The 23,171-nt window shown below is 67.6% G+C and carries 24 protein-coding genes; 8 read left to right on the top strand and 16 right to left on the bottom strand.

The annotated features are described in order from the left end of the window. The first annotated feature begins 105 nt into the window (after window positions 1–105). The 5 genes from EV191_RS14455 to EV191_RS14435 are packed head-to-tail and all read left to right on the top strand — an operon-like array spanning window position 106 to window position 3,979. Window positions 106–594, top strand: a complete 489-nt coding sequence (locus EV191_RS14455) for a hypothetical protein (RefSeq protein WP_132877558.1) — start codon at window positions 106–108, stop codon at window positions 592–594. Next, a complete protein-coding gene (locus EV191_RS14450) occupies window positions 591–1,814 on the top strand; it encodes a putative T7SS-secreted protein (protein ID WP_132877557.1) in 1,224 nt (407 codons plus the stop codon). Before EV191_RS14455 ends, EV191_RS14450 begins: the two co-directional genes overlap by 4 nt. A 3-nt stretch (window positions 1,815–1,817) precedes the next feature. Then, the gene (locus EV191_RS14445; RefSeq protein WP_132877556.1) at window positions 1,818–2,480 is read left to right on the top strand and encodes a hypothetical protein; all 663 of its coding nucleotides are present in this window, start codon (window positions 1,818–1,820) and stop codon (window positions 2,478–2,480) included. After that, window positions 2,473–3,381: a hypothetical protein gene (locus EV191_RS14440; RefSeq protein WP_132877555.1), complete on the top strand. Its 909-nt coding sequence runs from the start codon at window positions 2,473–2,475 to the stop codon at window positions 3,379–3,381. Before EV191_RS14445 ends, EV191_RS14440 begins: the two co-directional genes overlap by 8 nt. Before the next feature lie 25 nt (window positions 3,382–3,406). Further along, window positions 3,407–3,979, top strand: a complete 573-nt coding sequence (locus EV191_RS14435; protein WP_132877554.1) for a YbaB/EbfC family nucleoid-associated protein — start codon at window positions 3,407–3,409, stop codon at window positions 3,977–3,979. On the opposite strand, the gene EV191_RS14430 is transcribed toward EV191_RS14435, so the two are convergent. The 14 genes from EV191_RS14430 to EV191_RS14365 form a co-directional block, all read right to left on the bottom strand. Then, window positions 3,976–4,566, bottom strand: a complete 591-nt coding sequence (locus EV191_RS14430; RefSeq protein ID WP_132877553.1) for a TlpA disulfide reductase family protein — start codon at window positions 4,564–4,566, stop codon at window positions 3,976–3,978. The two genes, EV191_RS14435 and EV191_RS14430, sit on opposite strands and share 4 nt — an antisense overlap. Continuing rightward, complete coding sequence (locus EV191_RS14425; RefSeq protein ID WP_132877709.1) at window positions 4,563–5,168, bottom strand: histidine phosphatase family protein; 606 nt, start codon at window positions 5,166–5,168, stop codon at window positions 4,563–4,565. Before EV191_RS14425 ends, EV191_RS14430 begins: the two co-directional genes overlap by 4 nt. Before the next feature lie 20 nt (window positions 5,169–5,188). After that, entirely contained in the window at window positions 5,189–6,511 is a 1,323-nt protein-coding gene (hemL, locus tag EV191_RS14420) for a glutamate-1-semialdehyde 2,1-aminomutase (RefSeq protein ID WP_243658962.1), read from the bottom strand. 37 nt (window positions 6,512–6,548) lie between these two features. Continuing rightward, the gene (locus EV191_RS14415) at window positions 6,549–6,980 is read right to left on the bottom strand and encodes a hypothetical protein (RefSeq protein ID WP_132877552.1); all 432 of its coding nucleotides are present in this window, start codon (window positions 6,978–6,980) and stop codon (window positions 6,549–6,551) included. 12 nt (window positions 6,981–6,992) lie between these two features. Next, window positions 6,993–7,436: a DUF3093 family protein gene (locus tag EV191_RS14410; protein ID WP_243658961.1), complete on the bottom strand. Its 444-nt coding sequence runs from the start codon at window positions 7,434–7,436 to the stop codon at window positions 6,993–6,995. Window positions 7,437–7,448: 12 nt separating this feature from the next. Beyond that, window positions 7,449–7,973, bottom strand: a complete 525-nt coding sequence (locus tag EV191_RS14405; RefSeq protein ID WP_132877551.1) for a hypothetical protein — start codon at window positions 7,971–7,973, stop codon at window positions 7,449–7,451. A 95-nt stretch (window positions 7,974–8,068) separates the two neighbouring features. After that, window positions 8,069–9,043 carry a porphobilinogen synthase gene (gene hemB / locus EV191_RS14400; RefSeq protein ID WP_132877550.1) on the bottom strand — a complete coding sequence of 325 codons (975 nt, stop codon included), beginning with the start codon at window positions 9,041–9,043 and terminating at the stop codon, window positions 8,069–8,071. 75 nt (window positions 9,044–9,118) lie between these two features. After that, window positions 9,119–10,648 carry a bifunctional uroporphyrinogen-III C-methyltransferase/uroporphyrinogen-III synthase gene (locus EV191_RS14395; RefSeq protein ID WP_132877549.1) on the bottom strand — a complete coding sequence of 510 codons (1,530 nt, stop codon included), beginning with the start codon at window positions 10,646–10,648 and terminating at the stop codon, window positions 9,119–9,121. Window positions 10,649–10,663: 15 nt separating this feature from the next. After that, window positions 10,664–11,641 (bottom strand): hydroxymethylbilane synthase, encoded by a 978-nt coding sequence (gene hemC, locus EV191_RS14390; protein ID WP_132877548.1) that lies wholly within the window; start codon window positions 11,639–11,641, stop codon window positions 10,664–10,666. After that, window positions 11,638–12,996: a glutamyl-tRNA reductase gene (locus EV191_RS14385; RefSeq protein WP_132877547.1), complete on the bottom strand. Its 1,359-nt coding sequence runs from the start codon at window positions 12,994–12,996 to the stop codon at window positions 11,638–11,640. The genes hemC and EV191_RS14385 overlap by 4 nt, the downstream gene beginning before the upstream one ends. Further along, complete coding sequence (locus EV191_RS14380) at window positions 12,993–13,817, bottom strand: redox-sensing transcriptional repressor Rex (RefSeq protein ID WP_243658960.1); 825 nt, start codon at window positions 13,815–13,817, stop codon at window positions 12,993–12,995. Before EV191_RS14380 ends, EV191_RS14385 begins: the two co-directional genes overlap by 4 nt. Window positions 13,818–14,218: 401 nt before the next feature. After that, the gene (locus tag EV191_RS14375) at window positions 14,219–15,823 is read right to left on the bottom strand and encodes a molybdopterin-dependent oxidoreductase (RefSeq protein ID WP_132877546.1); all 1,605 of its coding nucleotides are present in this window, start codon (window positions 15,821–15,823) and stop codon (window positions 14,219–14,221) included. A gap of 194 nt (window positions 15,824–16,017) precedes the next feature. Next, window positions 16,018–16,260 carry a glutaredoxin family protein gene (locus EV191_RS14370; RefSeq protein WP_132877545.1) on the bottom strand — a complete coding sequence of 81 codons (243 nt, stop codon included), beginning with the start codon at window positions 16,258–16,260 and terminating at the stop codon, window positions 16,018–16,020. Next, window positions 16,242–17,810, bottom strand: a complete 1,569-nt coding sequence (locus EV191_RS14365) for an AMP-binding protein (protein ID WP_132877544.1) — start codon at window positions 17,808–17,810, stop codon at window positions 16,242–16,244. Before EV191_RS14365 ends, EV191_RS14370 begins: the two co-directional genes overlap by 19 nt. A 321-nt stretch (window positions 17,811–18,131) precedes the next feature. Here EV191_RS14365 and EV191_RS14360 point away from each other — a divergent pair, with 321 nt between their 5' ends. The 3 genes from EV191_RS14360 (at window position 18,132) to EV191_RS14350 (ending at window position 21,122) form a co-directional block, all read left to right on the top strand. Beyond that, window positions 18,132–18,821, top strand: a complete 690-nt coding sequence (locus EV191_RS14360) for a sigma-70 family RNA polymerase sigma factor (RefSeq protein WP_132877543.1) — start codon at window positions 18,132–18,134, stop codon at window positions 18,819–18,821. A gap of 114 nt (window positions 18,822–18,935) precedes the next feature. Continuing rightward, window positions 18,936–20,072 (top strand): DUF5667 domain-containing protein, encoded by a 1,137-nt coding sequence (locus EV191_RS14355; protein WP_132877542.1) that lies wholly within the window; start codon window positions 18,936–18,938, stop codon window positions 20,070–20,072. Window positions 20,073–20,210: 138 nt separating this feature from the next. Then, the gene (locus tag EV191_RS14350; protein WP_207894533.1) at window positions 20,211–21,122 is read left to right on the top strand and encodes an HAD family hydrolase; all 912 of its coding nucleotides are present in this window, start codon (window positions 20,211–20,213) and stop codon (window positions 21,120–21,122) included. Between the two features lie 5 nt (window positions 21,123–21,127). On the opposite strand, the gene EV191_RS14345 is transcribed toward EV191_RS14350, so the two are convergent. After that, a complete protein-coding gene (locus EV191_RS14345; protein ID WP_132877541.1) occupies window positions 21,128–22,096 on the bottom strand; it encodes a lysophospholipid acyltransferase family protein in 969 nt (322 codons plus the stop codon). A 5-nt stretch (window positions 22,097–22,101) separates the two neighbouring features. Then, entirely contained in the window at window positions 22,102–23,157 is a 1,056-nt protein-coding gene (locus tag EV191_RS14340) for an NAD-dependent epimerase/dehydratase family protein (RefSeq protein ID WP_132877540.1), read from the bottom strand. Between the last annotated feature and the right edge of the window lie 14 nt (window positions 23,158–23,171).

The following is a 23,171-nucleotide window of genomic DNA, read 5'->3' as shown; positions in this document are numbered from 1 at the left end:
TGGCCGGTATACCCCACAGCCCAGAAAAATGCGCTTATCCGGCGAAATATCCCCAAACGGCCGGACAGATCGGGTTGAATATGTCCGGCTGAGAGGGGGTAGTAGTTGACTGGCTACGCGGTGCACATCCAGGAGCTGGGCAAGCTGATCACCGGCCTGGAGAACGCGTCCGAGGAGATCACCGCGGCGAACAAAACCCTCGCCGCGCAGTCCACACTCGGATTACTTGGCAACGAAACGCTGGCCACGGCTGGCGAGGAGTTCGAGGAAACCTGGGAGTACGGGATCGAGCAGCTCGGCGAGGCCGCCGAAGGGGTGACGGAGCGGCTGGCCGAGGCGAAGCGCAACTACCAGGAACTGGAGGAGACCAACGAGGCGATCTTCAGCGGCAACGGCGACACAGGTTCGCCCCCGCTGATCACCGATAGCAACAGCCAGGGGCTGCCGAGCGGCAGCGGTCAGCCGACCGGCCAGCCCGGTGCGGTGCCGGGGACCGAGGTCGCCGGGCAGCAGGGCCCGACAGGTGATCGTTCGCTGGAGGACACCGGATTCGCGCCACGTAGCATCGCCGACCGGCTGGGGGGTGGCCAGTGACCGTCGCACAGCACGATTACCCAGCGCTGGGCTTCGATCCGGCACCCGGCGACCTCGGCCAGGTGAGCACGGTGGCCACCAAATACGGCACGGTCAGCCGGAGCCTCACCTCGGCCGACGAGTCGCTGCGCGACATCCTCAACCAGCGCGGCATCTGGCAGGGCGAGGCCAGCGAAGCCTTCGCGCGCAAGGTCGACGACCTACCCAGGTACCTGGAAAACGCCGCGCGTTCGATGTCCCAGGCGGCCAGTGCCCTCAGCCAGTGGCAGCAGGATCTCAGCGAGTTGCAACGGCGCGCCCGCGAACTCGAACAGCAAGCCAAGCAGGCACAGCAGCAAGCGCAGCAGGCCCAACAGAACCCTGACCTCAAACTGGCCAACCAGACCTTTTCCGACCAGCAGTCACTGCAGAACGCGCAACGGCTGCTGGACAATGCCGAACAGCAGCTCAACGGCGCCATCACGAACTGCACGAACATTCAGGAGGAGGCCAAGCGGCTCCTCGAGCAGCACACCCAGACCGCCGAACGGGTGGCCGAGCTGCTGCGTAAGGCTATGGAGCTGGCGCCCGAGGAACCGGGGATGCTCGGCTCGATCGTCGGCTTCTTTACCGACCTCGGCGAAGATATCGCCAACGCTGTAATCGACGGCCTTACCGTGGTGGGCCAGGCGATCACGGACTTCATTGAGGACAACGCTCAACTGATCGCGAAACTCGCCGACGTAGTCGGTGATATCGGCACCATAGTCGGCGTCGTCGCAGATTTCCTGCCGCCGCCCGCGGAGCAGATCGCTGGCGCCATCTCTGTTGGCCTTGGTGTCACCGCCCTTGGCGGGCACGGTCTAGCCGCTGCGGCCGGCGCCGACATCCCCCCGGAGACCTTTGCGATCGACGCGATCGGCATTGCCTCCGGCGCGGTCGGGCTAATTCCGGGTGTACCTGGTTCGCTCATGAGGTTCAGTGGAACCGCGATGGTCGCCGGCCAGGCAGGTGGCGAAATCGCTACGGGCGGCGAGGGCGCCACGTTCTTCGACAACCTGGACACCTACTGGAAACCGCGCGACCCTGCACAGGCCGCAATCTACGGCGGAAGCGTACTTAGCCCGGTTGCCGCGCTCTCCGTGCCGTTCGCCAACGCGATCAACGACGGCATCGCGGCGGACAATGCCGGTCAAGCAGAACGCGACCGCCAGCGAGCCGAGGAACGGGTGTGGCAATAACCGATGACCGAACCAACCACCACCCCGCAAATCCTGATCGACACCCCGCCCGGCTTCGCCGGGCTGCCGTTGACCGCCGACGCGATGCGGAACGAGGCGGCCGTGCACGACCTGGCGCGGCGGATCGCCGAACACGACGGTCAACACTCGCCCGAGCAGCTGGCCAGCTACCTCGGCGTGTTCACCCAGACAATGGGGGCGAACAACATCCGGCTGTTCGGTAGGTTCGCCGTTGGCGGTGAGGAACCCGCGCTGGCCACCCTCGCGCTGGCCGTTGCTGAGCTCGCCGACCCGGAATCCGAGGACGCCGAACGCTGCCGTGCTCACCCCACCAAGGCGGCCGAGGCGCTCGTGACGCAATTCCGGCAACGGCATCCAGACGCGCATGTACAAGTCGTACGGCTCAATATCGGCCCGGCTCTTGGCGCAGTCGTCGCGGGGGACTATGTCCTTCCGCCCGAGCTGACCGGCCAGGAAACGAGCGTGCGGCGGCCGGTGATCCGTGCGGAGTTCCAGATCCCCGCACCCGATGGCGCAAAGCTCATCACGATGAGCCTGACGACCGACAACGAGGACGGCTGGCCGGCGATCGCCAGGGAATCCGTACGGATCGCCAACACCATCCGCTATCAACAGCCTGTTGCGCAGGACACGGTCGATGGATGACTCCGCCCTGGTGATTCTGATCGTTATCGCGGTCACGTTGCCGATACTTGTCTTCGGGCTCGTCTGGATCCTGCGCCACGGATTGCGAAACAGCGAAGTACTTAAGCAGCGCAGCCTGATCCGCCACCAGCATTTCGCCGGGTACCCCGAGGTCGTACTGGACCCTGCGGTGTGGCGGCTGGGTGTCAACGAGATCCGCAATACCGCCGCCGAGCAGGGTTACCAGGAAATCCCCACGGCCGGCGCCCTGCTGGTATTCCGGTTAGCCGCGCCCACCGACCCGGCACGTGCGTCCGGAATATCGACCACGACACCCCCCGACGTAGCCAAGCGACTCGCCTCCACGGCGCGATTCGTCTGGCTCAGCTCAGCGGATGCCCGGACATCCGCACAGGACATCGTTGCGGCGGCAACCCGGCACGGCTGGTATCCACGCATCGTAGGCACCACCGCCTACGACTCCATCGTCCTGGCGACCAAGGAACCGGTGCGACATCTCCGCGAAGTACGCCAGCTACCCCGCGCAAGGCGGATGCGCGCGGCAGTCATCCACTGGAGCTGCATCGGAGTGGCCCTAGTTTGCTTGTTTCCTGCGGGCTTCCTCGCAAACGCGGGCGGGCACATCATGTGGATCATCAGCGGGCTGCTGTTCACGACCTCGCTGTGCGCACTAGGGCTGACCGAGCTGCCCTACATACGGGGCAAGCCCGCGCAGCTCACCAGGTTGCTCTCCGAGTTCGACGGACGCGGCCTGGTCACGATATCGGTCGGTCGGCTGAAGATCCCCGACGCGGTGGTCGGCCAGATCGCCAATCAACTCGGCTACTCGTTCGGCAAGACCGGGCTAGGCAGCCGGATTGAAGGCAGGACCCGCAAAGTCAAGTTCTTCCGACGTCCCTGAACCACTGTCCGAAAAGGAGAACACTGTGGCGCAACCGAGCAACCCGCAGCTGATCGAGGAAATGCGCTGGCAGCTGGAGAAGATCGCGAACCGCAAGGCGGACAACGACCGGCTGATTCGCCAGCTGGACACCGCGGACGGCGAGCTGGCCGCGCTTTCCGTTTCCGTGAACTCTCCGGACGGCGCGGTATCCGTGCAGGCGGGACCGGGCGGCGTGATCACCGATATCGCCGTAACGGAAGCCGCGCTCCGCACGGACGCGGCCGAGCTGTCCCGGATACTCACCGCCACCGTGCGCGCGGCGATCGGCAAAGCGGCCGAGGGCCAGCTGAATATCGTGCGGCAACACGTCGACGGTGTCGACGCCACCGAAGTGCTCGGCCCGCAAGCGCGCCTACTCGAACGACACGGCCCGCCCGCCGCCGAACCAACCCCAAAACCCGCCGAGCCAGCCGGCGCCGTGGATGAGCCGACACCGTCCTATCTCACCAGAGATGTCGGCACCCAGGAGAGCACGCCCGCGCCGACCGAGCAGCCAGCCAGCAAGGCCGATGCCTTCCTGCTCAACCTCGGCCCGGACGACTACGACAATCGCTAGCGCTGGTCCTCGGGCGCCGGATCGGCCGCGAGCTCCCGAACCTTGGGCATGAGATCGCTTTCCAGCTGCTCGGTCAAATACACCGCAGCCACCCGATGCTGCCGGTCAAGCAGGATCGTCGAGGGCACCGCATTCCGCGGATACCCCTTCAGCGGAAGCAGCGAACGGCCCGCATTGTCGAAGATCGACGGGTAGGTAACCCCGCGATCCCGCAGGAAGTCCTGTGCCGCACCGCGATCGTCCCGCACATCGATGCCAAGCACGGTCACACCATCGTCCTTGGTCTTCCGGTACAGGCTTTCCAGCTCCGGCACCTCACTGCGGCAGGGCCCGCACCAGGTACCCCAGACGTTGATCAACAGCACCTGGCCGGCGAAGTCGTCCGTGGAGATCTCGGTGCCCTCGTCGAACAAACTGTCCCCGGTGAGTGGCGGTAGATCCTGCCGCTCGGACTCGGGGTAGAAGATCTCGGTTTTCCCATCCGGCGCGACGAACTCGAAATTCCCGCCGGAGGCCGGCGCGTTGTCCCCGACGGTGCAGCTGGCCAACAGCAACATGGCGAGTAGCGCGAGCGCGGCCGTCCTCATGCGCCGGTCACCCGTGGATCAGTGGCACCAGCCGGCTCGGTGTAGACGATCCTGGCAAGCTGCTCGTCCTCGAAAACCAGGCTGGTCAGTGAGGCCAGCGAGCACTGCCTGCGGCGCGGATCGTGCCACAGCCGCCGGCCTTCCAGGAAGCGGCGCAGTGTCCACACGGGAAGCTGATGCGAGACGCACACCGCTTCCCTACCCGCCGCGGCCTGCCGCGCGCGGGAAACCGCGGCGAGCATCCGATGCGCGATCCGCAGATACGGTTCACCCCACGATGGCCGGAACGGGTTACGCAGCTTGGACCAGTGCCGTGGTTGGCGCAAAGCCCCGTCACCTACCGCGACCCGTAGCCCTTCGAACTCGTTCGCCGCTTCGATCAGCCGTTCGTCACTGAGCACGTCCAACCGGTGCGAGTCCGCGATCGGCTGCGCGGTCTGCTGAGCCCGTTCCAACGGCGAGGCGAGCACCATCGCCACATCGTGACGGGCGAGATGTTCGGCCACGGTTAAGGCTTGTTCCTTGCCGCGCGCGGAAAGCTGGTACCCAGGCAGCCGCCCGTACAGGATGCCGTCCGGGTTGTACACCTCCCCGTGCCGCATCAGATGCACGATCGTGGTCGTCACGCTGGCTCCTCGGCGGTGGCGGCGGCCTCGGCCGCGGCGGGCAGCGCCTCGGCAATCACGTCGAATGCCGCATCATCCATCGCGGCGTTCACGAAGAACGCTTCGAAGGCGCTCGGCGGGGCGTACACCCCGCGCTCCAGCAGCGCGTGGAAGAACGGCGGGAACCGCCAGGTCTGCGCGGCGCGGGCGGACTCGAAGTCCCGCACCGGCTGCTCGGTGAAGAACACGCTGACCAGGTTGCCCGCGTACTGCACGGTATGCGGCAGTCCCACCGCGGACAGGCTCGCGGTGAACAGCTCGCCCAGTCGACGCGCGTTGCGGTCCAGCGCGCGGTACACCTCCTCGTCCGCATTGCGCAGGGTGGTCAGTCCCGCGGCGATCGCGACCGGGTTACCGGCAAGGGTGCCCGCCTGGTAAACCGGGCCGAGCGGGGCGAGCTGGGCCATGATCTCCGCGCGCCCGCCGAACGCGGCCGCCGGCAACCCGCCGGACATCACCTTGCCGAAGGTGTACAGGTCGCCGGCCACCCCTTCGAGGCCGTACCAGCCAGCACGGGAAACCCGGAAGCCGGTCATCACCTCGTCCATGATCAGCAGCGCGCCGTTTTGTTCGGTGATCTCGCGCAGCGCGGCGTTGAAACCGGGTTCCGGGGCCACCGCGCCCATATTGCCCGCGGCCGCCTCGGTGATCACACAGGCGATTTCCTCGGGGTTGTCCGCGAAGGCCGCGCGCACCGCGGCAATATCGTTGTACGGCACGACGATCGTGTCGCCGGCCTGCGCGCCGGTCACTCCTGGGCTGGTTGGCAGGCCGAGCGTGGCCACCCCCGAGCCGGCCTGGGCAAGCAGCGCGTCCACATGTCCGTGGTAACAACCGGCGAACTTGATCACCTTGCCGCGCCCGGTGGCCGCCCTGGCCAACCGGATCGCGCTCATGGTCGCCTCGGTACCGGAATTCACCAGCCGGACCTGCTCAACCGGTGCCACCCTGGCGATAATCTCTTCGGCCAGCTCCACTTCCCCAACGGTTGGGGTACCGAAGGAGAGCCCAGCAGCGGCCGTGCTGCGCACCGCCTCGATGACCGCGGGGTGGGCATGCCCGAGAATCATCGGTCCCCAGGAGCTCACCAGGTCCACGTACTGGTTGCCATCCGCATCGGTCAGGTAGGGGCCCTGCGCGGAAACCACGAACCGCGGGGTGCCGCCAACCGAGCTGAAAGCCCGTACCGGGGAGTTCACGCCGCCTGGGGTCGCCGTACGTGCGCGGTCGAACAGCGCGGCCGAGTGGATGGGATTCGTCGCCTCAGATTTCGCCGTCACGCCGCCCAGTCTGGCAGGTCGGCTCAGGTGGCCTCGCTCACCCGTCCAGCTGGCGATTCTGCTCCGCGCGCGAGCTGGGCCGCTTCGACCGTGTCCGCAGTGCCAGCACCAGTTGCCGGACGGCGTCAAGCAGGAACAGGCCGGCCAACCCGCCGATGCCGATCGCCGAGGCGATCCAGTTCCCGTAGTACCTGGTGAACTCGTTCGTGACTACCCGACCATCCGGCAGTTGCTGTTCCAGCACGCTGACCCGTACCCCATTGCGCCATGCCCAGATCGCGGCCCAGATGAGCAGCCCCACGACGACGAGCTCGCCGAGTGCGACGAACGCCCGCCACGGCTGATGCAGGGATCCGCCACTTCTTGAGCTGGTACCCCGATGTGAGCCGGCCTGCCGGTCGGCATCCTGGGCGCCGCTCGTCGCCGCCAGTGGCGCGGTGGACTCGATGTTCTCCTGCGGGACACTCACCCGGCTAGCTTCTCACGGTTCGACAAGCGAACGCAGCGCAGCCTGAAGTGACACACCGTCACGTGCCCAGGCAAGCACCACACTCCCGTCATCCAGCTCGATCGGAACCCCGGTGTACTTGCGCGGCACGGCAATGCCGCCGCCGAGCACTCTGGCCCCCACCGGGGTGCCGACCTCGGATACCGCGGTGATCCGCTCGACCGGGAGTGATTCGCCGCCCTGGCGCAACGTTCGCGCGGTGAGCCGTACCCGCAGGAACCGACGTCGGGCGTTGATCCATACCGCGCAACCGGCAAACAGCGCGATGCCCGCAAGGACCCAGGCGAAGGTATGCACCCTGCCGGTCAACGCCTCGGCGCCAACGCCGAGCGCGACGAACAGCGGTGGCCAGACCAACGGCCACCAGCTCGAACCCGGCTCGGCGTAAACCGCCGGCTGCTCGTCATCGACCAGCACGGTGCTACGCGCTCAGCGACGGTTGTGCGGGAAATAGTCGCGGGTGCTCGCGGTGTACAACAGCGCGATGGCCACCACGGTGAGCAATCCGCTGAACAGCCCGATGATCGTGCCGAACAGCAGCTGGAAGAGCACGGTGACGATGGTGAAGCCGAGTAGCCAGTTACGCGCCGAGCGGTTGCCATCGCGCATCTTGTACGCGAAAAGCACGTAGAACACGGCGAGCACTACGGAGCCGATGAACAGCGACCAGAGCAGCGTGTTCGCCCCATCCGCGATCTGCTCCGGGGTGATATTCGGGTCATTGTTGCGGTCAACCGCGTCCTGGATCATCCCGTCCTTGGCGGTAAACGCCAGGCCGGAGCCGACGACGGCGAATACCGCCGCGCCGATCCACAGCCAGAACGAGTAGTTCACCAGCTTCGGCGGCGCGGTGCCCGGTCCCTGCGCGGCGGCTTCGTCCGCTGTCGGCATTACCGGAGCCTCCCTGCGCTTGCGCGTCGACCCCTGGTTGCCCGGATCGCCTGCATTCGTCACATCTCTCACGTTATGCCCGCGTACCGGGCAGTGTCCAACTGGGCGGGGCCGACCTGTCCAACTGGGCAGGGCAGACCTGTCCAACCGGGCAGGGCTCAGCTGTCCAGCCAACCGGCCGCGTCAACGGCCCAGTAACTCAGGATCAGCTCGGCGCCTGCCCTGGTGATCGAGGTGAGCGATTCGAGCACGGTCCGCTCCCTTTCCAGCCACCCGTTGCGGGCAGCCGCTTCGATCATCGCGTACTCCCCGGAGACCTGGTATGCGGCGACGGGCACGTTGGACAGTTCGGCCACCGCGCCGATCACGTCCAGATAGGCCATTGCCGGCTTGACCATCACCAGATCCGCGCCTTCGGCAAGGTCGAGTTCGGTCTCCCGCAACGCTTCCCGGACATTGCCGGGGTCCTGCTGGTAGGTCTTGCGATCACCGCTGAGTTGCGAGTCCACCGCTTCGCGGAACGGACCATAGAAGGCGCTGGCGAACTTCGCCGAGTACGCGAGGATGCCGGTTTCGGTGCAGCCAGCTTCGTCAAGGCCCTCCCGGATCACCCCGACCTGGCCGTCCATCATCCCGCTCGGGCCAACCAGATGCGCGCCGGATTCGGCCTGCAGTACGGCCATATCCACGTACCTGGCGAGCGTGCCGTCGTTGTCCACCGTGCCGTGCTCGTCGAGCACCCCGCAGTGCCCATGATCGGTGAACTCGTCGAGGCAGGTATCGGCCATCAGCACGGTGCTGTCGCCAAGTTCGGCCCGCAGCGCGCGCAACGCGACATTGAGGATGCCGTCCGGGTCGGTGCCGCCCGAACCGACCGCGTCACGCTCGGCTGGCACCCCGAAAAGCATCAGCCCGCCGACGCCGGCCCGCACCGCCGCCACCGCCGCTTCGCGCAGGCTGTCCATGGTGTGCTGCACGACGCCGGGCATGCTGGTGATCGGCCGTGGTTCGGTCGCCGCCTCGGCGACGAACATCGGCAGGATCAGCTTCTCCGGACGCACCGCGGTCTCGGCGACCAAGCGGCGCAGTGCCGGAGTGCTACGCAGCCTGCGTGGTCGATGCTGCGGGTACACGTTGGACACCTCGGTTTCCGTCGAAACTGGCGACTTCCGGCCTGATCATTGACCGGAAGCCGCCAGTACGAAACGTTAGCGGCGGGCGCGCTTTGCCTTCCGCGGCGGCGGCAGCGCACCTTCGGCACGCAGTTTGGCCGCATGCTCGGCGAGCGAGTCGACCAGCAGCGGAATCTGCGGCTGCTCGGGCTGCACATCCACCCGTAGCCCGAACTCCCGCGCGGTTTCCGCAGTCTTCGGGCCAATGCAGGCAACCAGGGTGCGCGCATGCGGCTTACCCGCGATACCAACGAGATTGCGCACCGTGGACGCGGAGGTGAAGCACACCGCGTCGAAGCCGCCCGTCTTGATCATCTCGCGAGTCTCGGCCGGCGGCGGGGCAGCGCGCACGGTCCGGTAGGCGGTGACGTCGTCGATCTCCCAGCCCTGCTCGCGCAGCCCGGCGGCCAGTGTCTCGGTGGCGATATCGGCGCGCGGCAGCAGTACCCGATCCACCGGGTCAAGCACGTCGTCGTACGGCTGGAACACCGCGAGCAGTCCCTCGCTCGACTGGTCCTCTTCGGGCACCAGCTCGGGCAGGATGCCGAAGGAGCGCACCTTTTCCGCGGTTGCCTCACCGACGCAGGCGATCTTCACGCCGGAGAACGCACGAGCGTCCAGGCCGAACTCCTCGAACTTTTCCCATACCGCGCGGACCGCGTTGGTCGAGGTGAACACCACCCACTGGTAGCGACCGTCCACAAGGCCCTTGACCGAACGCTCCATCTGCGCGGGGCTACGCGGCGGCTCAACCGAAATGGTCGGTACCTCAGAAGGGATCGCGCCGTGACCACGAAGCCGATCACTCATCTCGCCGGCCTGATCCTTGGTGCGCGGCACCAGCACCTTCCAGCCGTACAGTGCACGCGATTCCCACCAGGACAGTTTGGACCGTTCGGCGACCGCGTTGCCCACGGTCACGACCAGTTGTCCGGGCAGCTCGCCGGCATCCTGCGACAACGAGGCCAGTTTGGACTCCACGGTGCGCTGGCCGGTGCCGGTGCCGTCCGCGGTCACCGCGACCGGCGTCTGCGGCGCGAGGCCATGCTCGACGAGCGCGGAGGCTGCCTCGGCGAGATGTCCCGCGGTCGCGTGCAACACCAGTGTTCCTGGCGTTGCCGCCAATCCACGCCAGTCCACTTCCGAGCGAACGTCAACCTCGGTGTGTACCGAACCGAGCGCCACCCCCGCGTAGGCGGGTACCGCGGTGCCTGGCGCGACACCGGGCACCACGTCGAAGATGGCGCTGGTCTTGGCAACCGCGTGGACTTCGGCCACTACGGCGGACTGGGTGAGCGGGTCGCCGGCGACCAGCCGAACAACCAGCCGGCCGGCCTTGGCCTCGGCGGCCAGATCCTTGGCCACATCACCTGGCTCGCCAACGGCGGGACGCACCTCGGCGTCTCCCCCGGTCACCGCGAGCGCGCCAGCTGGCACGTCTGGATCAGTGACGACGAGTTCCGCTTTCGCCAGCAGTTCCTTCGCACGTACGGTAAGCAATCCGGCATCGCCGGGGCCCGAGCCCACAAAGGCAATTCGCCCAGTGGTCTTCCGTGCACGGGTCATGAATGCACTTCCTATTCAACTACGTCCGGGGCCGGACAGCGCGCCGGCCCCGAGATCGAGCAGCTCGGCGGCAAGCGCCCGGCCAAGCTGCTCTGCTGCGGTCAGGTCACCGGTTGCCGACGCCCGCAGTACCTCCACGGAGCTTGCCGCCCCGGAGGTTCCCGCGAACTCCGCGGCGGCGACCCCGCGAAGCGAAAGCCGTTGCACCACTTGGGTTTCGCCGGTCTCGTCCTCAACGAGGTCTTCCACTACATCGGCCAATGCGCCAACGGGCGCGCTGCAGCCTGCTTCGAGCGCGGCCAGCATGGCTCGCTCGGCACAGACCGCTGCCCGCGTGGCTTCGTCGTCCACTAAGGACCTAAGCAGGTGCTCGATGTCGACATCGTCGACTCGGCACTCGACCGCGAGCGCCCCCTGCGCGGGCGCGGGGAGCATCTGGATCGGATCGAGTACCTCGGTGATCACCTCGGACCGGTTGATCCGGTCCAACCCTGCCTTGGCGAGCACGATGGCATCCAGCTGCCCATCGGTGACCTTGCGAATGCGGGTCTCCACATTCCCCCGCAGGCCAACGATGTTCAACCCGAGACCAAGTGCTTCCAGCTGGCTGGTTCGACGCGGCGAGCCAGTGCCAACGGTAGAACCGGTTGGCAACTCGCCGAGAGTCAGGCCGTCCCGCGCGATCAGCGCGTCCCGCGGGTCGGCACGCTCGGGCACGGCCGCGAGCGAGAGCCGAACATCCGGCGCGGTCGGCAGGTCCTTGTACGAGTGCACCGCGACATCCACCTCGCCCGAGACAACCGCCTCGCGCAACGCGGAGGTGAACACACCAACGCCTATCTCGGTGATCGGCGCGCTGGACTGATCACCTGGGGTGGACACCGTCACGACCTCGACGTCCACGCCAGCCTGTTCAAGGCGCTGTACAACGAGATTGGTTTGGGTCAATGCCAGCGTGCTCGACCTTGTGCCAATCCTGATCGATCGATTCACTCGTCGCCACCGTCCATTTTGGACCTATTGCCGTTCGCGTTCGGCAGATTCCTCGACGTCGTTTTCGGCGCGGACACCGCGTCCGGCAGTTGCGGATCGAGCCCGAACAGCTCCCGCAACGCGTCCGCGTACTCCACTCCCCCAGCTTCCGACGCCAGTTCCTTCACCCGCACGGTCGGCGTGTGCAGCAGCTTGTCCACTACCCGCCGTACCGTTCTGGTCAGCTCATCGCGGACGCCACCGTCGAGCTCGGGCAGCCGCGAATCCAGTCGCAACAACTCGGCATCGACGACTTCGGCCGCGCGTTTCCGCAGTGCGGTCACGGTGGGCGTCACCGCAGCGGATCGCTGCCCGGCAAGGTAGCCGCGAACCTCGTCGGCCACGATCGCCTTCGCCGCTTCGGTATCCGGCGCGTTGCCCAGTTCACTTTGCCTGCGCTGCACCGTGACCAGGTCAACCACCCGCACGCCGGGCAGCTCGGCAACCTCGGCAGCCACATCGCGCGGCAGGCCAAGATCGCAGATCACCAGTGGGTCACCGGAGGTTCGCGGGCGAACCTCCGCGGTGCCGAGCACGACCTCGGTCGCACCCGTGCAGCACACCACCACTTCCGCGGTGGCCAGTTCGGTCGGCAGATCGTCGAGGCCAACCGCGCTCGCCTCGATATCCTGCTCGCGCAGCGAATCAGCCAACCGCACCCCGTTTGCCTTGGTGCGATTGGCGACCGTGACCGTGCCGATCTCCGCCCGGCGCAACCGCGCTGCGGCAAGGCCGCCCATCGCGCCCGCGCCGATGATCAGCGCCCGACGACCGGCAAGGCCGTCGAGTACCAGTTCGGCCTCGCCAAGCGCCTCGGATACCACCGAAGCACCGAGCCGGTCGAGACCGGTTTCGCTGTGCACCCGCTTGCCCACCCGCAAAGCGGTCTGCACCAGCTCGTGCAGTACGCGTCCAACCGTGCCGGCCTCGGCGGCCGTGTTGTAGGCGGCGCGTACCTGCCCGAGGATCTGTGTTTCCCCCACCACCATGGAGTCAAGACCGGCGGTGACCGAGAGCAGATGGTCCACCGCGGCCGCGCTGTAGTGCACGTAGCTGTGCTCGTAGAGCACCGTGGTGTCCACTCCGGCATGCCTGGCCAGCACATCGGCGATCTCGGCGAGGCCACCGTGGAACGCTTCCACGACCGCGTAGATCTCCAGCCGGTTGCAGGTGGCGACCACCATCGCCTCGGAGACATGTGCGCCGTTGAGCAGCTCGCCGGCGAACTTGCCCACCTCGCCGGCTGGCACCGCGACCTTTTCCAGCATTCGCAGGTCGGCCGTACGGTGCGAGATGCCCATGGCCAGCATGCTCATCGCCCGATCACCACCCGGTCCACACCTTTCGCCTGACCGTTCGCCGCTGGTTCGGTCTCTTCGTCGTCATCCGCCCTGCGCGCCACGTGGAACGACAGGATCTGCAGTTCGACCGCCAGGTCCACCTTGCGTACCTCGACGTGTTCAGGCACCTGCAGTACCACCGGCGCGAAGTTCAGCACGCTCTCCACGCCGCCGGCGACCAGCCGGTCACAGACCGCCTGCGCGGCTGCCGGTGGCGTCGCGATCACCCCGATCGAGATGCCACGCTGCGCGCAGACCAGCGGGATCTCGTCGATGTGGTTCACCGCGAGCCCGCCGACCGGTACACCGATCAGGTCCTCGTCCACGTCGAACAACGCGGCTACCGGGAACCCCCTGCCGGGGAACCCGCCGTAGTTGGCCAGCGCATGTCCCAGGTTACCGATGCCGACCACCGCGACCTGGTGGTTGTGCGTGAGGCCAAGCGTGCGCTCGATCTGCCCGACCAGTACGTCGACCTCGTAGCCGACCCCGCGCGTCCCGTAGGAGCCGATGTAGGAGAGGTCCTTGCGCAGTTTCGCGGAGTTCACCCCGGCCGAGCTGGAGAGCTCTTCACTCGAAACGGTCGTAGCACCCTGCTCGGCCATCGCGCTGAGCACCCGCAGGTAGACGGCGAGCCGCGCGACCGCGGCCTCCGGGATGGACCGGGCGCGCTGCTCATCCACCGCCGGCATCGGCGTGGTGACCTCGCTCGCCGCCGGTGCCCCCGAGCCGACGGGCGCGGCGGATTCGGCCGACTTGCGTCCAGGCCCGCCACGTTGGCCCCGCTGTGCCGCCACGCTGGTTACTCCTTGGGGTTCGTCGATCAAGCAGCTACCGCCATGTCGCCCGGCGCCGGCTGGGGGAGGCTCCCGGCGTCTGGCGTGTCATGGCTGCTGGACAACACGGTATCCACTTGTGAACACATGCACAAAATCGTGCAGGGTACGGGTAACGCGCCACACAACGTCGTGCCCACCGATCGGCCGGCACCGGCGAACCGCCGCACCCAGTATTCGACGAGGTAGCAGGCACACACACCAGCCGTCGTCGCTCGTCGCACACCCACCCGCCAGCCCAGCGGCCGCCCGACCTGTGGGTCACACAACACCCGGCCGGGCCGCTGAAAATCAACGGTTAGCCCGCTAAACCAAATTACTTGCAGACGCTAAGCAATCAACGGTTAGCCCGCTGAACGCGGTCAGCTGGCGGTAACCTGCACGGTGTGCCAGCCGGTGGCACCGTCCGGGGTAACGGGGGCGAGCTCGCCCGTCTGTGGTTGGCCGCGCTCATCGACCGCGCGACAGGTTAGCCGGTGTTCGCCCGCCCCGAGCCGCAGCGGGATCCGCCACATCCGCCAGGTGTGCCCGCTGACCTCGGCGCCAAGCTCGGCTCGCAGCCACGGGCCGTCGTCCACGCGCACTTGCACCTCGGTGATCCGCCTCGGCATCGCCCAGGCGAGGCCGCTTGCCACCACGCGACCGACCGGCACCTGTGCGGACTCCGCGGGGAAGTCGATCCGCGACTGCGTCTTCACTGGCGCTTCGCGCGCCCAGCCACGCGTCAGCCAGTAAGGCGTGCGCGCGGCCCACGTGGTCAACTCCATGTCCACCACCCATTTCGTCGCGGACACGTAGCCGTACAGCCCAGGGGCCACCATCCGGGCCGGAAAACCATGCTCGACCGGCAACGGTTGCCCGTTCATCCCGATCGCCAGCATCGCGCCGTCTGCCGGGTCACGCAGCCTGGCCAGGTCGGTCCCCGCGGTGTAACCGTCCGAGCTGGTGGAGAAGAGTTGCTCGGCGCCGGAACGAACACCGGCCTCGGCCAGCAGATCGGCGAGCGGAATGCCGGTGAAATCGGCGGTGGAGATGTATGGCCCACCCACCTCATTGGAGACGCAGGACATGGTGATCGTGCGCTCCCGCAGCGGTCGGCGGCGGATGTCCTCGAAGGTCAGATTGAGCTCCCGGTCCACCATGCCGTGCACCCGAAGCCGCCACTGCTCGGCGGGCACCTGCGGCACCACGAACGCCGTGTCGACGCGGTAGAAGTCGGCGTTCGGGGTGATGAACGGCGGGGTACCGGCATCCACGAAATCCGCGCCGGGCGGAATGGCTGGCGCTGGCTGATCCGGTACGACCCTGCCCAACTCCGCGCGCGAGCCGGTGACATCGCCGCGGCCGAGCAGCCACTGGGCTATACCACCGAACGCCACCGCGCCCAGTGCGACACCGCCGCTTGCGCGCAGGAATACCCGCCGCGACAGCGCACGCTCGGCGGCGTCAGCGGCATAGCCGCGCGCCTGGGCGAGCCGGTGCAGCCAGCGGAACACCAGGACGCCGCCCACCAGGCTGCCAAGCGGAGCCAGCACCGCGAGCTGGCCGAGCTCTGACCGGGTGAGTACGGCGACAATGCCCACCAGCCCGGCGGCCGCGACCAGGGTCGCGCCAGGGAACGGCCGCTGGCGGGAGATCAGCCCGGCGAGCATGGCGAGCAGCAGCAACACCACACCCATACCGAGCAGCAGCACGACGCGGTCCGCCTCGCCGAAGGCACGTACCGCGAAGTCCTTCAGCCAGGCTGGCGCGGCGTCGATCGCGGCGTCCCCGACGGCGGATACCGGCGCGGCACCCGCGCCGACGAACAACGCGATCACCTGGCCAACGGCGAGCGCGGCAGCCATGGCGAGCACGCCGATCAACGCGGCGATCGGCCCGGACAACCGTGGCGACTGGGCGCTGGACGGGTCCAGGCCTTGTCCTCCGCCGGAAATCGCGCTGCCGGGTTCGGCACTACTGGACATAACTCCATTGCACCCCGGTCAGCGCCGGCACGGCGAGCGCACCCGGTGATCCGTAAGGACTCGGTAGCCTTTTCCGCCGGCCCAATATCAACGGTTAGCCCGCTAAACCAAATTACTTGCAGACGCTAAATAATCGACGGTTAGCCCGCTGAACGCGATATTTGGGCGCGCACGGCGACGGGTGGCGAGCGCGCTCAGCTGGTCAGCGCGGCGCGTAGGCGCTGCTCCTCGACCTTCCAGTAACCGTGTTCCACATCGTCTACCAGGATCACCGGGACGCGGTCGCCGTACTCCGCACGCAGCTCGGGATCCGTGTCGACGTCCACCTCATGCCATTCGACGCCCAGCTCGGCACAGATTCGCTGGACGTCCGCCTCCGCCTGCCGGCAAGCCGGACACCCCTGCCTACCGAGCACGGTTACTGATCTGTCGACCACGGCCCAAGGGTATCCACGCCCGCGCCGCGCAGCGCCACCCGGCGCAGCTTGCCGGTCGCCGAATGTGGCAGCGCCTCGGCGAACTCGATCACCTGCGGCACCTTGTACTTCGGCAGCCAAACCGCGCAGTGCGCCCGCAACCGCTCGGCGTCCAGCTCGGCGCCGTCCGCGAGCACCACCACGGCCTTCACGCGTTCCCCTGTTCGCTCGTCCGGCACGCCGACCACGGCCGTCTCGGCTACTCCTTCGACCTCGCTGAGCACCAGCTCCACCTCGTGCGGATACACGTTGAACCCGTTCACGATGATCAGGTCTCCCGCGCGGTCCACGAGGTGCAGATCGCCGTCGGCGTCCAGGTAGCCCACATCGCCGGTCTGGAACCAGCCGTCCGCATCCGGGCCGTGCGCGCCGTCCGGCCAGTAGCCACTGAACAGGTTCGCGCCCTGCACGGCGACCCTGCCGGTACCCGCGTCCTCGTCGTCCTCGTCGAGTGGGCGACCGTCGATATCGTTGAGCCGCAGCCGGATGCCGGGCAATGCCCGACCGACCGAGCCGGCCTTCGGCGCGCCAGAAACCAGCGTGGAGGTCACCACCGGGCCGGTCTCGGTGAGCCCATAGCCCTCGTACACGGCCAGCCCGGTCGATCTGCGCAGCGCGGTGAGCACCGAAGCGGGCAACGGTGCCGCTCCCGAGGTCATCAGCCGCACGGTGGCGAGCGCCTCGCCGAGCTCGGCATCGGTGCGCTCACTGAACGCCTGGTAGATCGCCGGCACACCGATGATCGTGCTGATCCGCCGGTCGCGGCAGACGCGCAACGCGGTTTCCACGTCGAACCGGTCCAGCAGCACGGCGCTCGCCCCAGCCGCGGTCGTCTGCAACAGCCCGGGCCCCAGCCCATAGGCGTGGAAGATCGGCACGGCGAGTAGCACCCGGTCGTTCGCGGTGACTGGCGCCGGCTTCACCGCTGCGCACTGCGCGACATTCGCCAGCAGCGCTCGGTGCGACAACCGCACACCACGCGGTCGACCGATTGGCCCCGCGGTGTAACTCAGCACGGCGATGTCCTCGCCGCCACCAACCGCCGCGATTCCTTCGCCCCGGGCTCCCGGGTCGGGCGGCGGCAGGAGTGCGACGCCTGGTTCGAGCTCACCCAAGTCGGTGATCGACGCGCTGGCGATGACCACGCTGGCGCCGCAGTCACCGATCAGCCGGCGCAGCTCGGCGACCGGCGTTCGCGGGCCAACCGGCACCGCGATCGCCCCGGCGCGCACGGCGGCGTACAGGCTGATCGCGAACTCGGCCGAGGTGGGCAAGGCAAGCAGCACCCGATCTCCAGGGCGAATCCCGCTGACGAGCAGGCGCGTTGCCTCGGCGTTGACCGCGAGTTCGACATCTGACCAGGTCAGTTCGACAGGATCGGCACCTGACCCGTCGAGTGGGCCACTGACCAGCGCGAGGTGCCGGGGCACCCGCTCGGCAGCGTCCGCGAGCAGGTCGGCGATATTGCCGCTGGTGGTCCCCTCAGCCGGTGGGTCGGCTACACCGCTCATCGCAACACCCTTTCGTGCTCCTGTCTCCAGTGTCCCTCAGCCCGGCCGGCACCGTCGGGCAATCCACGCGAGCGGCACCGATCAGTACCCGCCGGCAACGACAACGAACCAGCAACCGCCGAGCCGGTGTGTCGCCAGTCACAGCATCCCCGCTGGTCAGCCAACAATCTCCGGATTCACCCTCCCGCCGACTACCTACTATCAAGTAATAAGTCGTATGCTGCGCCCGATACGAATGTCATCCAGATGGCAAGGCCACGCCCCGACCGGCTCGCTGGCCGGCGGGGACCGCGAACAGCACAACGGGGGTGCGAGCGAACGATGAGCGCCACGCACACTGCCGTCCTCGATGCCACGGCCGGTGTCCGACCACCACTGCCCGCAGCTCCGATCCGGCGCACAGCGCCAAGCAGTACCCCACAACGAGTCGAACCAGAACCGGCCGCGGCCGCGCCCGAATCCGACCAGCTTCTCGAGGGCTGGCAACTGGTGCACGCCGCCCAGCGCGGCGATATCGGCGCGTTCGGCGCGCTCTACGACCGCTATGTCGGCGTGGTCTACCGCTATGTGCTCTTCCGGCTCGGTGAACGCGAGCTTGCGGAGGACTTCACCAGCGAGACCTTCCTGCGGGCGCTGCGGCGTATCGGCTCGATCACCTACCAGGGCAGGGACGTCGGCGCCTGGTTCGTCACGATCGCCCGCAACCTCGTCTTGGACCACGTGAAATCCAGCCGGTTTCGGCTCGAGGTGGCTACCGCCGATCCGAACGACCCCGGCACCGTGCACGAAGGTCCAGAACAACAGGTGCTCGCCGGCATCACCAAAACCGAGCTGCTCGAATGTATCGCCCAGCTAGGCGATGACCAGCGTGAATGCATCACGCTGCGGTTCCTGCAGGGGTTTTCGGTCGCCGAGACGGCCGCCGTGATGTCGCGTAACGAGGGCGCGATCAAAGCCCTGCAACACCGGGCAGTCCGCAGGCTCGCCCAGCTGCTCCCCGAAAGCATCTGAGCCGGGCACACACCCGGAACCGCCAACCAGTGGCCGGGGCGTAACGCTGGCGCCGGCTTGCTCGTTGCTGCATACGAGGGCGGATGCAGGGAAACCGACGGGCTGGGTTGCACCGTGAGCGACAACGGGATATCCGGATCGGAACAGGCGCGGCAGGAGCGCTTCGCGCGTGCCGTGGCGGAACAGTCCCGTCTGGATCCCCAGCCGACCGATGAGTTCTACCGGGAACTGGCCGTTGTAGGCGCCCTGCGGGAACTGGGCTCGGCCACCGAGCCGGACAGGGGTACCAAGTCCCGGATCGCCGCCGACATCGCCGATCCCGCTCCCCGCGCCGAGCCATCCCGAGCCAAACCACCCAGCGCCCGCCGCCGGCGGCGCGGGCTCGGCACCGCGGTCGCGGCCGCCGTGCTGCTCTTGTTCGGCGTCCCCGCACTGCTACTCGCCAAGGACGCGCTACCCGGCGAGTCGCTGTACGCGCTGAAACGCGCGACCGAACGGATCGAACTGGCGCTCAGTGGCGATGCGGACAGCCAGGCCCGCACCCAGTTCACCCATGCCGGCCGCCGGCTGAACGAGCTGGCGTTGCTCACTCGCGCGCCGGAGACGGACCGCGCCAGCTACCGGCGCGCGCTCACCGACTTCAGCACCGCGGCGACCGCCGGGACCAGGACGTTGACGAGCGTCGCGACCAATACCGACGGGACCCAGCTGCGCTGGCTCGGCAACTGGGTTCACACCCAGTCCGCCAAGCTGCGCGGGATGCCCACCTCGTTGCCGCCCATGGCACGGGCAGCACAGGCGGATATGTCCGAGCTGCTCGACCGGATCAAGGAACGGGCAAGCACGCTCGCGGCGCGGATGCCCTGCGGTCGGATTACCTCCGCAAGCACCGATGAACTCGGCGCGCTGCCCGCGACCGGGTCTTGCCAGCGCGGTACGCCGGAGCGAGCGGACCTGCCGCCGGCCCCACCGCCCCCGGTGGCGGTGCGTAGCACCGCGAAGCCACCCACTCCGGCCACACCCGATTCAGACCCATCGAAGCCAATCACGCCCCCTGCGCCAACGCGGGCGCCCGCGCCCGAGGTGGTTTCGCCGACGCCGATCACTGAACCGCCGGCGGTGCGGCCTCCTTCGTTTCCGGAACCGCCCGGCGCGCCGAGCGAGAACGAGACCAGGCCACCCGCCGATCTCGGCGAACTCCTCAACCTGCCTCGGCTACTGCCAGGGCTGCTCGGACCGGCGAGCCGGTGATACCGAACAACCCTTCTCCGTTAATCTCGCTACCCTGTTCGCAATGGGGCCAGCGCCGCTGGAGTCAGCACTAGTGGACTCCGGACGGACCTCGCCCCCGGAACAGCCACCCGCCGGGCACGAAGCGACGGAGGTGCGGTGTCACCCAGGCGCGGCAAGAGCAACAGGCGCGAGCTCGAACGACTAGCCGCGCTCACCGGGGAGGCGTCTGCCGAGGCAGCCGTCGCAATGGAGCACGCCGCCCAGTCCGAAGGCGCGGCCGAACCGCAAGCAACGCCCGATCTCACGGCGGCCGCCTTCTTCGATGTGGACAACACCATGATGATGGGCGCGTCGATCTTCCACTTCGCCCGCGGGCTCGCGGCAAGGAAATACTTCACTGCCTCGGACCTCGCGGATTTCGCCTGGCAGCAAGCGAAATTCCGGATCATGGGCAGGGAAAGCGCGAACAATGTGAGCGCGGTCCGCGAGCAGGCACTCTCCTTCATCGCCGGGCGTTCGGTCGATGAGCTGGTGAACAACGGCGAAGAGATCTATGACGAGCTGATGGCAGACAAGATCTGGCCGGGCACCAATGCGCTCGCGCAGCAGCATCTCGCCGCCGGGCAACGGGTATGGCTGGTGACGGCGACGCCGGTGGAGCTCGCCGCGATCATCGCGCGCAGGCTTGGACTCAACGGCGCGCTCGGCACGGTGGCGGAAAGCGTGGACGGCGTGTTCACCGGCAGGCTGGTCGGCGAACTGCTGCACGGTAGGGCAAAAGCCCATGCGGTACGCGCGCTGGCCGCGCGCGAAGGGCTGAATCTGCGTCGCTGCGCGGCGTACTCCGATTCCTCGAATGATGTGCCGATGCTCTCGGTCGTGGGTAAGGCGGTAGCGGTGAATCCGGACGGTGGGCTGCGCGAAGTCGCCAGGAAGCGCGGCTGGGAAGTCCGCGATTTCCGGACCGGGCGCAAGGCGGCCAAGATCGGCGTCCCTTCGGTACTCGGCGCGGGCGCGGTCGCCGGCGCCGTCGCCGCGGGAATGGCCTACCGCAAACGCGGTATGTAACGCCGTCAGCCGCGGAAGACCCCACGGCGCAGGGCAAGTCGCCGGTAGAGCATCTGCTGGATACGTTCCCGTACCTGGTCGGTCAGGTTGAACACGAGCATCGGATCCTCGGCGGCACCCGAGCCACCCAGCTCTGCCGTCTCGATGGGCGCGGAGAACTCGATGTACCACTTGGTCGGCAACGGCAGCACGCCAAGCGGGCCGAGCAGCGGGAACAGTGGGGTCACCGGGAAGTACGGCACACCAAGCATCCGGGCCAGCGGCTTGATATCCGCGATCTTCGGGTAGATCTCCTCGGCGCCGACGATGGAACAGGGCACGATCGGCGCACCGGTACGCAGCGCCGCCGACACGAACCCACCTCTGCCGAAGCGTTGCAGCTTGTACCGGTCCGCGAACGGCTTACCGATGCCTTTGAAGCCCTCCGGCCAAACCCCGACCAACTCGCCCGCGTTGAGCAACCGCTCGGCATCCGGATGGCAAGCAAGGGTCTGCCCCGACTTGCGGGCGAGCGAGCCAAGCACCGGCACTTGGAAAACCAGATCGGCGGCGAGCATCCGCAGATGCCGGTGCGCCGGATGCGCGTCGTGCGCGGCCAAGCCGGTCATCACCGCATCAAGCGGCAGGGTGCCGGAATGGTTCGCGACCACCAGGGCACCGCCATCGGCCGGGAGATGCTCCGCCCCGGAGACCTCCATCCGGAACCACTTGTCCGCGAGCAACCGCAATGGCGGGTAGAACACGTTGTCGGTGAGGTCCTTGTCGAACCCGAACTCGTCCACGTCATAGGCGCCGGACAACCGTCGCCGGACAAAGGTGATCAACTCGGCAAGGTCAGGCAACCGGTTGTCCGCCGCGCGCACTCGGGTCGACTCTGGGTCCACATCGGACATATGAGCGTCGGCGCGCTCTCGCTCCTCGGTACGGGTCCTTCGATCCGGACCGTGCAACGGGATAACTTCGGCCTCGCCCATAACAGTCACTCCCCGGTGTCCGCGTCGCCTGTCCGCTGCCGCACCGAACCAAGCCGGCGTTCCAGGCCACGCAGCCAGGAAACGTTGACGGTCGGGCGCAGCGCGCGGCCGGTCACGTAGTCGTCGAAGGCCTCGCCCGTGGTGTAGCCAGGCGTGTAGCCAAAGTCCCGCTTGAGCCTGGTCGTATCTACCACCCGGCCAAAGCTGAGTAGTTGCAGCTGGTCGGCCGAGAAGTCCACCAGCGGCAGGCCGCGGAACATGCGGCCGGTCATCGGCAGCACGGACTTCGGCACCGGCAGTTCTACCCTGCGCGCCCTGCGGATCGCCTGCGAAAGAGTCAGCACGCCATCACCCGCGACGTTGAATACGCCCGGTTTGCTAGTCAACGTGGCGCGTTCGAGTACGGCGAGGGCATCGTCCGAATGCAGCAGTTGCATTCGCGCGTCGCTGCCGAACACGGACGGCGTAACCGGGAGCGCGAAGTATCGGGTCAACACCGTGTCGACGGCAGGGCCGATCAGATTGGTGAACCTGGCGACGGTCACGTCCACATCGGGGCGACGCCGGGCAAAGCCACGTACGTAGCCCTCGACTTCGACGGCATCCTTGCTGTACCCGCTGGAGGAGGCCGGGATCAGGTTCGCGTCCTCGTCGAAGACCGCGGGCGCGCGGGAACTCGCGCCGTAAACCGCGGCGGTGGATTTGACGACAAGCCTGCGGACCTGTGGCGAACGCTGGCAGGCCGCGAGCAACTGCATGGTGCCGATCACGTTCATTTCCTTGATCGCCGTCCGGCGACCAGGCCCTGCGGGATGCGCGGTGCACGAGGCATGCACCACGGTGTCCACTTTGGCGTTACTGATCACCTTGGCGATCAGTGGATTACGGATATCCGCTCGAACGAACTCCGCCCTACCCATTCGTTCGAGTAGGCGCATCGAAGGGGCTACGGTGTCCACACCGATGATTCGCTCGATATCCGGGTCGGTGGCGAGCCGCGCGACGAGGCTGCCGGCAAGCTGCCCGCCCACCCCGGTGACCAGCACGACCTTCGCCGCCATCCGCCCTCCAACGG

It is taken from the genome of Tamaricihabitans halophyticus, assembly GCF_004340875.1.
GTDB lineage: Bacteria > Actinomycetota > Actinomycetes > Mycobacteriales > Pseudonocardiaceae > Tamaricihabitans > Tamaricihabitans halophyticus.
The sequence above is the reverse complement of the archived record's forward strand: the minus strand, read 5'-3'. Positions and strand labels throughout refer to the sequence as shown.

Excerpts from the sequence above, each read along its gene's own strand:
- EV191_RS14445 (WP_132877556.1), top strand. The coding sequence starts at position 1,818 with ATGACCGAACCAACCACCACCCCGCAAATCCTGATCGACACCCCGCCC.
- EV191_RS14440 (WP_132877555.1), top strand. The coding sequence starts at position 2,473 with ATGGATGACTCCGCCCTGGTGATTCTGATCGTTATCGCGGTCACGTTG.
- EV191_RS14430 (WP_132877553.1), bottom strand. The coding sequence starts at position 4,566 with ATGAGGACGGCCGCGCTCGCGCTACTCGCCATGTTGCTGTTGGCCAGC.
- EV191_RS14425 (WP_132877709.1), bottom strand. The coding sequence starts at position 5,168 with ATGCGGCACGGGGAGGTGTACAACCCGGACGGCATCCTGTACGGGCGG.
- EV191_RS14395 (WP_132877549.1), bottom strand. The coding sequence starts at position 10,648 with ATGACCCGTGCACGGAAGACCACTGGGCGAATTGCCTTTGTGGGCTCG.
- EV191_RS14385 (WP_132877547.1), bottom strand. The coding sequence starts at position 12,996 with ATGAGCATGCTGGCCATGGGCATCTCGCACCGTACGGCCGACCTGCGA.
- EV191_RS14375 (WP_132877546.1), bottom strand. The coding sequence starts at position 15,823 with ATGTCCAGTAGTGCCGAACCCGGCAGCGCGATTTCCGGCGGAGGACAA.
- EV191_RS14365 (WP_132877544.1), bottom strand. The coding sequence starts at position 17,810 with ATGAGCGGTGTAGCCGACCCACCGGCTGAGGGGACCACCAGCGGCAAT.
- EV191_RS14360 (WP_132877543.1), top strand. The coding sequence starts at position 18,132 with ATGAGCGCCACGCACACTGCCGTCCTCGATGCCACGGCCGGTGTCCGA.
- EV191_RS14345 (WP_132877541.1), bottom strand. The coding sequence starts at position 22,096 with ATGGGCGAGGCCGAAGTTATCCCGTTGCACGGTCCGGATCGAAGGACC.
- EV191_RS14340 (WP_132877540.1), bottom strand. The coding sequence starts at position 23,157 with ATGGCGGCGAAGGTCGTGCTGGTCACCGGGGTGGGCGGGCAGCTTGCC.